Genomic DNA, 9,763 nt, shown 5'->3' with positions numbered 1-9,763 from the left:
GTGGTGGTTTTAAAACTCGACGAAAAGCGTGTCGAGTTGACACCCCTCCTCGGGCGCGGCCAACGATCAGCCACGACTCGTGACGGGACCCACCCCACCTAGAGTGTTCGCTCAAAGCAGCTCGGCTTCGCCTTCGCCACTGCAGCTCGCCTGCGGCGTCGCCAAGGCAGCTCGGCTTCGCCTTCGCCACTGCAGCTCGCCTTCGGCGTCGCCAAGGCAGCTCGGCTTCGCCTTCGCCACTGCAGCTCGCCTTCGGCGTCGCCAAAGCCCTCGCCAAAGCCGTTGCCCTTGTCCCGCCCTCGTCTAGGCCTTGCGTGAGTCTGCGTAGGCCGCCAGCGAAGCCAGCTGCGCCGGGTCTAGCGACGGCCGCACTACCTGCCGCGCCTTGGCCAGGTGGGCCTGCGTCACCTCTGCCGCCTCCAGGGACTCCCGCATTGCCGTCAGGGCCGCTTCCCGTACTAGAGCTGCGCAGTCTGCTGCCGAGTACATGTCCAGTTCGGCGGCCAGCACGGCCAGGTCCACGTCTGCGGCTAGCGGCGTGTTGCGCGATGAGGCTTTGAGGATCTCCGTGCGCGCGTCGGCGTCTGGCGGTGGCACGTTGACCAGGCGCTCCAACCTGCCTGGGCGCAGCAGTGCCGGGTCGATCAGCTCGGGGCGGTTGGTCGCGGCGATCACTACTACGTCCCGCAGGGGTTCTACGCCGTCCAGTTCGGTCAGCAACGCGGCTACGACTCGGTCGGCTACGCCTGCGTCGGAGGATTGGCCTCGGCGTGGGGCCAGGGCGTCCACCTCGTCGAGGAAGATGAGGGCTGGGGCGGCGTCTGCGGCTCGGCGGAAGAGTTCGCGGACGGCTCGTTCGGACTCGCCTACGAACTTGTCCATCAGTTCGGCGCCCTTGACTGTCAGGACGTTGAGTTGGCCGGTGCCTGCCAGGGCGCGGACCAGGAAGGTCTTGCCGCATCCCGGTGGGCCGTAGAGGAGGACGCCGCGTGGCGGTTCTACGCCCAGGCGGGCGAAGGAGTCCGGGTAGCGGAGGGGCCAGAGGGCTGCTTCGGTCAGGGCTTGTTTGACCTCGGTCATGTCGCCGACGTCGTCCAGCGTCAGGCCGCCGGTTTGGATGGTGTCCGAGGCGGACATCGAGATCGGGCGGACCGTGTTCAACGCGGCCAGCAGATCTTCTTGTCCCACACGGGGTTCCGCGACTTCGCGTTGTCGTAGGGCTGCTCGTACCGCGGCTTCCCGGCGGAGGGCGCAGAGGTCGGCTGCCACGAAACCGGGCGTGCGTTCGGCAACCGCGCCCAAGTCCACATCGGACTCCAGTGGAACGTCGCGCAGCAGCACCCGGAGCAGTTCGGTGCGCACGGCGCCGTCGGGGAGAGGCAGGGTCAGCTCGCGGTCGACCAGGTCGGGCGCGCGCAGGCGGGGGTCGACCGACTCGGCGCGGGCCGACGTGACTACCAGCGCCAGGTTCGGGCGGGACACCGCCGTGCGCAGGATGTCGAGCACCACCGTCGCCACGGGAGGCGGCGTTGTCGGGAGCAGGGCGTCGATGTCGGTGAGGAGAAGGACGGTCGGCTGCTCGGGCACGCCGGCGATGGCGTCGCCCAGCTGCTTGGCCATGGCGCCCGGCTCCAGGACGGAGATGCTCGGGGCGGCCAGTTCGACGATCGAGGCGTCCACGGAACGAGCCACGGCACGCACCAGAGTCGCCTTGCCGACGCCTTCCGGGCCGCTGATCATCGCGGCCAGCCGGGCCGACGCGCCCAGCTTGGTGAGCAGTTCGGGCTGGCGGAACATCAGCTCCAGCCACTCGGTCAGGCGGCGGGCCTGGTCCTTCTGACCCACCAGGTCGGTCAACGGCAGCGCGTCGTGCTTCTCCTGCACCACAACGGGAGTCATCTCGGCGGCGGGAGCCTGGGCGGACCGCCACCCCACCACGCTGGACGGCTGCACGGCCACCGGACCCGCCGGATCCGTGGACGTGATGGTGATGAGCTCGTTGGTCCACGTCATACCGATGGCGTTGGACAGCTTGCGACGCGTCTCGGACACGTTGGCGCCAGGCGGCGGCGCAAGGTCCTGGGGGAGCAGCGAAACGCTGTCGCCAACCGTCAAAACCTTGCCGGTCAACGCCATCCGGACGTGATCAGGCGTAAGAGCCGTGGTGGCCAGCCGCGAACCCGCGACGGTGATCGAGCGGGCGGCGGCCACCTGGATCGGGGCCACGACGATCTCGGAACCCTCGACGATGCCGAGGTTCGTGAGCGTGACGTCGTCGACGAGCACGATGCCCGGCGGGTGGTCACCGGCGGCGGCCAGGGCGGCGCTCACGCGGGCGCCGGTGAGTTTCACGGCGTCCCAGGCGCGCAGGCCCAAGGCGTCGAGCACCTCCGGGTGGAGGCGGACTACGCCGCGCCGGGTGTCCAGTGCGGACGGGGACAGGCGAGCCGTCAGCGTGATCACCCCGACGACTCTAGTCGGCCGCTAGCCTGGCGCGATGTCGTTGGAGGATCGGGGTGAGCTCTGGGATGCGGCAGGGCTTCGCCAGTTCCAGGTGGTGAGGTGCGTGGTCGAGAGCCACCGGGGCCGGTTCGGGGTGGACGTCGAGTTGACCGAGCCGGTGGCGGGGGTCAAAGCGTTCATCGACTTCGTTCTCCTGCCAGACCCCCGGAACTATCCGCCGGTCGGCACGGTGCTCGAAGCGGTCACCGTCGACTTCATGCCCTGGGGCGAGCTTCGGCTGGACGCCAGTGAGTCGCCGTAGAAAAGCGGGCCGGACACGTCGAACGTGTCCGGCCCGCTGTCCATTCAGGAGCGATCAGCGCTTGGGCTGTCTGCGCAGGCCCAGCTGACGCCACGAACGGCGGCGACCGGCACCGCCCACCGAGCTTTCCGCAGCAGAAGCAGCGGCAGCGTCACGTCGTGGGCGACGCACCGCCCGCATGGCCGCACCGGCAACGCGTCCGTGCAAAGGTTGGCGCAGGCCCAGACGGCGGGCTGCGACGCCGTGCGCGCGCTTGATGGCACGACGCTCGACACCCGTCACGGTCCAAGCCTCGGGGTGCTTCGACAGCCACATGTACCGGCGCACCGAGTAAGGCAGGTGCGCGAGGTAGATGAGCATCGCGACGATCAGCGCCACCAACGGGAACGTGATCACCGCGGCCGCCAGAAGTCCGATCAGGACCAGGAGAAGGGCCACCGCGCGCGGCGGGACCTTCACGGTCTTCACGGACAGGGTCGGGATGCGGGAGACCAGCAGCATCGCGACCACGACGGTCCAGATGCCGACCACGTACGGGTCGTTCCACCAGCCGTCGCGGCGGACCTGCTCCTCGACGATCAGGGGCAGGAGCAGCAACAGGCCGCCTGCCGGAGCCGGTACGCCTACGAAGAACTCCTTCGCGAACGGCGGTTGTTCCTTCTCCAGCAACGTGTTGAAGCGGGCCAGGCGGACCACCATGCACACAGCGAAGATCAGGGCGATGACCCAGCCGGCGCGGTTGCCCTCGAACTTCCAGAGGTAGATCACCAGCGCCGGTGCCACACCGAACGAGATGGCGTCGGCCAGCGAGTCCAGCTCCGCGCCCATCTTCGAGGTGGCGTCGAGCAGGCGCGCGATGCGTCCGTCGAGGCCGTCGAAGATGGCCGCGGCACCGATGGCCGCGATGGCCGCGCCCCACATGCCGATGTTCGCGAAGTGCACTGCGGACAGGCCCGAGCACATCGCGAGGACCGTGATGGCGTTCGGCAGGAGGCGAACGCCGGGCCCGCTGGGCGCCATCAGGCCTCCGGGAGCTCAGCGAGGACGGTCTCCCCGCCGATGGTGCGCTGGCCGGCCTCGACCAGGACGCGGCTGCCGCGCGGGACGTAGGTGTCCACGCGCGAGCCGAAGCGGATCAGGCCGTAGGTCTGGCCGGCGGCGACCTTCTCGCCTTCGGAGACCTCGCACACGATGCGGCGCGCGACCAGGCCGGCGATCTGCACGAAGATCAGGTCGTGGCCGTCGACGGTGCGCATCCACACGGTGTTGCGCTCGTTCTCCTCGGAGGCCTTGTCGAGGTCGGCCGAGAGGAACTTGCCGGGGTGGTACGAGACCTGGACGATCTCGCCCTCGGCCGGGATGCGCTGCACGTGCACGTCGAAGACCGAGAGGAACACGCTCACGCGGGTCATCGGCTGGTCGCCCAGGCCGAGCTCGGCGGGCGGGACGGCGTCGACCACGTGCGAGACCGTGCCGTCGGCCGGGGCCACCGCGATGTTCGGGCGGGCCGGCGTCACGCGCTTCGGCTCGCGGAAGAACCACGCCACCCACGCCGTGACCAGGCCGAGGACGACGCCCAGCCGCTTGAAGCGCAGCCGGACGAGGAGTGTCGCGATCGCCGCGCCGGCGACGAACGGGCGTCCTGCCGGGTGCATCGGCGGCACCATGCCGCGGGCGAGTTCGAGGAAGTGAGAGACGGGCTTCTCGCTGCTCATCGTGTCTGTGGGTTCCGTAGCTTCCGTGGATGTCGGGCGGCATCACGCTACGCCAAGACACCAAACCGCCCAGCAGCACTGCCACGAATGCAAGTGGCCGGTGCGCCCGTGCATCCCCCGACGAATGCACGGGCCCACCGGCACCTGCGGGCAGTGTAATCCCCGTCACATGGGGTGAACAACGTCGGTGGGTGAGCGTTCCGTCACAGTCCGTTGACGCCAAGGACTTGCAACTTGTCTCGCACTTCGGGGACGCGGTTAGCGTCACGCACAGCGGGGGCCACGAGGTCGTCGACGTAGACCGCAGCTCCGTCGGGCAGGCGCAGCACGAACAGTCCGCCCCAGTTGAGTTCCAGCACAGCGCGGTTAGCGGTGACGAGCTGGTCGGCGACGGCGAAGGCCAGCAGTTCCGTCACGGTCTCGACGGCTGCCTCCTGCACCTGCTCGTCGGTCAGTGAGGCGTCGACGGGCTTGCCGGTGAGCCTGAGCAGTTCGCCGCGCTCCAACGCCGCCAGCACGTCCGACAACGACGAGCCGACCTTGCTCACCCGGCCCGCGTGCCGCAAAGCCTCCGCATAGCGGCGCACCTGCGCAGGGCCGCTCAACGGAACGAGGTCCTCCCACGTCGTCAACGGTCCGTGCACGTCCAGCAGCCGTGCCGCCGCCTCCGAGGACACGCCCGTCAGCAGCGTCCAGCCCGGCCGTTCGTCGATCGGGCTCGAAGAGCTGGTCACCAAGGCCATCGCGGCCACCCGTTCGCGCACCGGCGGATGGCTGTCGAACACCGACGTCGGTTCGCGCTCCGCCAGCACCCGTTCCAGATTGCGCAGCTCGTGCACGCGCCGCGGGTGTTTCAGGTAGGAGCGGAAGCCTTCGAGCAACGGCGGCGTGCGCCCCGCCATGACTGCCAGCGACACATAAGACGTCAGGTAGTCGGCCCACGCCTCGCCCACTGGCCCGATGCGCAGCAACGCCCGTTGCGCCGCATCGCGACCCGCCGCCGCCACGGCCACCTCGTCGGCGAACCGCTCGTGGTCACGGCTCTCGGACGCGGCGACCAACGCGTAGAGGTGCGCCCACGCGCTGAGGAGCCCGAACACGCGGTCCTGGCTCATCGACAGCTGCAGCGCGAGCTTTGCCCGGTAGGTCATCGCCGAGAGCTGGGTGTGGCCGCCGCCGTAGTGCCCGAGCTCGTGGGCCAGCACCGATCGCAGCTCGCCCACGCTCAACCCGGCCACGAGCGGCAGCCCGAGCTCCAGGTAGCGCACGCCGCGGCGTTCCCACACGCTCGCGTTCGCGCCGTCGATCAGCCGGATGTCGTCCGGCGCGCGGGTGCCGGCGAGCCCGGCCAGCTCGTCGACGTGCCGCCACAGGTCCTGATGCGTGTCGCGGGACAGCGCGAACCCGCTCGGCTCCGGGCGCGCGAAGATCGCCCGCACGGTCGCCCACAGCGCCGGCCCGCCCAACGCCACCGCGACCACGAGCATCCAGGCGCCGCCCTCGACGTCGCCGATCGTGAACCGCCAGATCGCGATCGCCGTGAGGCCGCCCGCGAGCGCCACGGCGAGCACGAAGAACCCGGCGAGCATCACCAGAGCCAGTACCGCGCGCATCCCCCGAGCCCTTCTACTGCAGATATCTGACGGTGACCTCGGCGCCCGCGGCCAGCTCCGTCACGTCCTCCGGCACCTCGATCAGGCAGTTCGACAGCGCGAGCGCCGACAGCAGGTGCGAGCCCGGACCGCCGACCGGCGTCACGACCTGGCCGGACGACGGGTCGTACAGGCCGCGCCGGAACTGCGTCTTTCCCGCTGGAGACGTCAGGGGCGACGACACGGTTGCCCGCGCGGTCTGCCGTTCGGGCTGGATGTGACCCATCGAGGCGAGCAGCGCGGGGCGGACGAACACCTCGAACGACACCTGCGCGCTCACCGGGTTGCCCGGCAGCGTCAGCACCGGCAGGCCCTCGTAGACACCGGAGCCCTGCGGCCCGCCCGGCTGCATCGCGACCTTGGTGAACCGCACGTCGTGGCTCGCCAGGGCGTCCTTGACCACCTCGTACGCGCCCGCGCTGACCCCGCCGGACGTCACGATCACGTCGACCGAGCCCAGGTACGGCGCCAGCGCGCGGTGGAAGGCCTCCACGTCGTCCGGCACGAACCGCAGCTGCACGGCGATGCCACCCGCCTCGCGGACCGAGGAGGCGAGCATCATGCCGTTCGACTCGTAGATCTGGCCGTGCTGCAGCGGCTTGCCGGGTTCGACCAGTTCGGAACCGGTGGACAGGACCAGCACGCGCGGACGGCGGCGCACCGGCAGCTCGGGGTGTCCGAGCGCGGACGCGAGCCCGAGCGTGGACGGGCGCAGCACCGTGCCGGCGACCAGCACCGCGTCGCCCTTCAGCACGTCGTCACCGGCGGTCCTGATGTTCGCGCCGGCGCTCACGGCCTGGTTGATCGTGACGGTCTCGGTGCCGCCGTCGGTCCACTCGACCTGGACCACCGCGTCCGCGCCCGGCGGCACCGGCGCGCCCGTCATGATCCGCTGCACGGTGCCCGGTTCGAGCGGGTTCAGCTCGACGCGGCCCGCGGGGATGTCGTCGGCGACGCGCAGCTGAACCGGAACCTGGGCCAGGTCGGCGGCGCGGACGGCGTACCCGTCCATCGCGGAGTTGTCGAACGGCGGCAGCGAGACGGGCGCGATGACGTCGGCGGCGAGCACCAGCCCGAGGCACTCGTCGAGTGGGAGCTGCAGCACGGGCATCAGCCCGACGAGCTCCGCGACGCGCTGGCGGTGTTCGGCGACAGTGGTGGGGGACACGACTGCATACTGCCAAGACGTGGTGCCAAGAAGTGCGACTGTGACGATCGCTTGGACCAGTTCTTCCCCGGAGGTGTTGTTCGTGCAGGTCCGGACCCGGCACACACCGACGTTCGGCGTGGCGAGACTCGTGCTCGCTCCCGGCGAAATGGTGCTGGTCGACCCGTTGACCCTGATGGCGACGAGTTTCGGGCTCTCCGTCGAAGTCAAGGGCGCGGGCACCAAAGCGGTGGCGCTGTGCACGGCGGGCGCGGAGGGCGGCTGGGTCGACGCGGCGCCCGCGCTGCCGAGCGATCTGCACCTCGTCGAGCTCGACGGCACGCACGGCTGGATCGTCTCGCGGCTCGGGTGGATCGCGTCGAGCAGCACCGTGGCGATGAACCCGGAGGCGCCGCCGTTGCAGGCGCTGTTCGGTGGCCTCGAAGGGTTCCTGAACTACGCGCACGGACAGGGCGGCGTCGTCCTCGCGTGCTATGGCGCGCTGGACCTCGTGACGCTGGAGGTGGGCGAGGCCGTGACGATCGCGAGCGATCACGTGATGGCGTTCGCTGACACAGTGCAATGTCGGCTTCGACCGTCAGTACCCGATGCCGCGCAATCCATTCAGACCGGTGAGGGTCTGGTGTTCGACTTTGCAGGTCCAGGTGCCGTGCTCACCCAGACGCGCGGACCGCGGCGGCTCACCACCTGGTTGCGCGCCAACGGAGTCAGCTCTCGTTCATGACTCCGTAAGGAGGTATCCGAGTGAGTTTTTCTCTTTTAGCGTTGCGTTCTGCGTTTGCGTGATCTGAAGGAGGACGCCTTGGCTCTCGGTACCGTCAAGTGGTTCAACTCCGAAAAGGGATACGGCTTCATCGCAACCGACGGCGGGCCCGACGTGTTCGTGCACTACTCGGCGATCCAGATGGAAGGCTTCCGGACCCTCTCCGAGGGCGACCGGGTGGAGTTCGAGGTGCAGGCCGGACGGGACGGACGCAGCCAGGCCTCGGACGTGCGCAAGGCGTAAGTCACTCTTTGACCAACCCACGGCAGCTTGATCTGAGCGCGCGTTAGGCTGCCTCGCGTGTCTGAGGACCTGAGCGGACGGCGGATCGCGCACTACCGGATCGACGGTGTGCTCGGCCGCGGCGGCATGAGCGTGACCTACAAGGCCACTGACGTGAGACTTGGCCGGAAAGTCGCGCTCAAGGTCATCGGTGAGCACCTGGCGCCCGACGCGGAGTTTCGCGAGCGGTTCGTCGACGAGGCGCGCAACACCTCCGCCATCGACCACGCGAACATCGTGCCGCTGTACGACTTCGACGAGGTCGACGGCCTGCTCTACATCGCGATGCGGCTGGTCGACGGCCAGGACCTCTCCGGTCACGTCAAGGAGGGGCCGCTCACTCCCGAGCGCACGTTGAGGCTGCTCGGACAGGTCGCGGAAGCGCTCGACATGCTGCACGGCAAGGGCCTCGTGCACCTCGACGTGAAGCCGGCCAACGTGCTGGTCACGACGAAGGAGGGCGTGCGCGAGCACGTCTACGTCGCCGACTTCGGCCTGACCCGGCGCGGCGCCACCGGCCACCGCACACGAACGGGTGATTTCCTCGGCTCGCCGACGTACGCGGCGCCGGAGCACCTGCGCGGCGAACCCGTCGACGGCCGCACCGACCAGTACGCGCTGGCCTGCATGTTGTTCGCTTGTTTGAGCGGCCGTCCGCCGTTCCAGGGCGGCGTGCAGGAGGTCATCGCCGGCCACCTCGGCCAGCAGGTGCCCGCGCTGTCGCAGCTCGTGGGTCTGCCGCCGGCCATCGACGAGGTGATCCGCAAGGGCACCTCGAAGGACCCGTCGCAGCGGTTCGCGAACTGCGCCGAGCTGATCGCGGCCGCACGGGTGGCGCTCGCGGGCGTCTCGGGCCCCGCTCAGGTCGGGCCCGCGTCCGGCTCGATCCCGGTGCAGTCGCCGGTGTCCGGGCCGAACCCCGTGCAGCAGGGCCCGTACCAGGGTGGCTACCAGCAGCAGCCGCTCCAGGACCCGGTCCGGCTGCGCCCGCCGAACCAGGTGGGCGCGAGTGCGTTCACGTCCTCTTCGAAGAAGGAGCGCCCGGCGTGGTTCGCGCCGGTCATCGCGGCCGCCGCGGCGATCATCGTGATCATCATCGTGGTGATCATCCTGTCGCCCGGTGACGAGCCCGCGCGCCAGCCGAAGACGAACTCCTCGCCCACGCTGAACCTCGAGGACCAGTCGACCTCGAAGAAGCCGCTGCCCACGTCTGTGCCGGTGCGCACGTCCCGCTGAGTTGGCCCTGGGTTCGCTTGCACTCGCCGTGCCCGAGTGCTAAACACGAACTAGCACTCGGCTCCGTCGAGTGCCAAAGCAGTGAGGCTGGGAAGGTGAGGCCCCTTCGCGGGGGTCGTCCGTCGCGGGCACCGAACCTGGCCACTGCACCGTGTTCCGCTGTGGGCTTTGCCGGCCCGCAGT

The 9,763-nt window shown here is 69.7% G+C and carries 9 protein-coding genes; 4 read left to right on the top strand and 5 right to left on the bottom strand.

Annotation, left to right across the window (positions count from 1 at the left end; genetic code table 11):
* Window positions 1–303: 303 nt before the first annotated feature.
* Window positions 304–2,463 carry an AAA family ATPase gene (locus tag AB0M24_RS21415; RefSeq protein WP_363770230.1) on the bottom strand — a complete coding sequence of 720 codons (2,160 nt, stop codon included), beginning with the start codon at window positions 2,461–2,463 and terminating at the stop codon, window positions 304–306.
* A 34-nt stretch (window positions 2,464–2,497) separates the two neighbouring features.
* Here AB0M24_RS21415 and AB0M24_RS21410 point away from each other — a divergent pair, with 34 nt between their 5' ends.
* Window positions 2,498–2,764, top strand: coding sequence for a hypothetical protein (locus tag AB0M24_RS21410; RefSeq protein WP_363770227.1), 267 nt, complete (start codon window positions 2,498–2,500; stop codon window positions 2,762–2,764).
* Window positions 2,765–2,818: 54 nt separating this feature from the next.
* Here AB0M24_RS21410 and pssA read toward each other — a convergent pair whose 3' ends face one another.
* The 4 genes from pssA to glp form a co-directional block, all read right to left on the bottom strand.
* A complete protein-coding gene (gene pssA, locus AB0M24_RS21405; RefSeq protein WP_363770269.1) occupies window positions 2,819–3,787 on the bottom strand; it encodes a CDP-diacylglycerol--serine O-phosphatidyltransferase in 969 nt (322 codons plus the stop codon).
* Complete coding sequence (locus AB0M24_RS21400; RefSeq protein ID WP_363770224.1) at window positions 3,784–4,479, bottom strand: phosphatidylserine decarboxylase; 696 nt, start codon at window positions 4,477–4,479, stop codon at window positions 3,784–3,786. The genes pssA and AB0M24_RS21400 overlap by 4 nt, the downstream gene beginning before the upstream one ends.
* Window positions 4,480–4,682: 203 nt before the next feature.
* Window positions 4,683–6,092, bottom strand: a complete 1,410-nt coding sequence (locus AB0M24_RS21395; RefSeq protein WP_363770221.1) for a M48 family metalloprotease — start codon at window positions 6,090–6,092, stop codon at window positions 4,683–4,685.
* Window positions 6,093–6,105: 13 nt separating this feature from the next.
* A complete protein-coding gene (gene glp / locus AB0M24_RS21390; protein WP_363770218.1) occupies window positions 6,106–7,299 on the bottom strand; it encodes a gephyrin-like molybdotransferase Glp in 1,194 nt (397 codons plus the stop codon).
* Window positions 7,300–7,381: 82 nt separating this feature from the next.
* Between glp and AB0M24_RS21385 the strand changes: the two genes are divergently transcribed.
* The 3 genes from AB0M24_RS21385 (at window position 7,382) to AB0M24_RS21375 (ending at window position 9,580) form a co-directional block, all read left to right on the top strand.
* Entirely contained in the window at window positions 7,382–8,023 is a 642-nt protein-coding gene (locus AB0M24_RS21385) for an AIM24 family protein (protein ID WP_363770266.1), read from the top strand.
* Between the two features lie 78 nt (window positions 8,024–8,101).
* A complete protein-coding gene (locus tag AB0M24_RS21380) occupies window positions 8,102–8,305 on the top strand; it encodes a cold-shock protein (RefSeq protein WP_065915056.1) in 204 nt (67 codons plus the stop codon).
* Window positions 8,306–8,362: 57 nt separating this feature from the next.
* A complete protein-coding gene (locus tag AB0M24_RS21375) occupies window positions 8,363–9,580 on the top strand; it encodes a serine/threonine-protein kinase (RefSeq protein ID WP_363770214.1) in 1,218 nt (405 codons plus the stop codon).
* Window positions 9,581–9,763 lie beyond the last annotated feature (183 nt).

It is taken from the genome of Lentzea sp. NPDC051838, assembly GCF_040681245.1.
GTDB lineage: Bacteria > Actinomycetota > Actinomycetes > Mycobacteriales > Pseudonocardiaceae > Lentzea.
Note: the sequence above shows the minus strand (reverse complement) of the source record. Positions and strands in the feature narration are given on the sequence as shown.

What these genes read in the sequence shown, in the direction of transcription:
- AB0M24_RS21410 (WP_363770227.1), top strand. Translation starts at nt 2,498, where the DNA reads ATGTCGTTGGAGGATCGGGGTGAGCTCTGGGATGCGGCAGGGCTTCGC.
- AB0M24_RS21400 (WP_363770224.1), bottom strand. Translation starts at nt 4,479, where the DNA reads ATGAGCAGCGAGAAGCCCGTCTCTCACTTCCTCGAACTCGCCCGCGGC.
- AB0M24_RS21395 (WP_363770221.1), bottom strand. Translation starts at nt 6,092, where the DNA reads ATGCGCGCGGTACTGGCTCTGGTGATGCTCGCCGGGTTCTTCGTGCTC.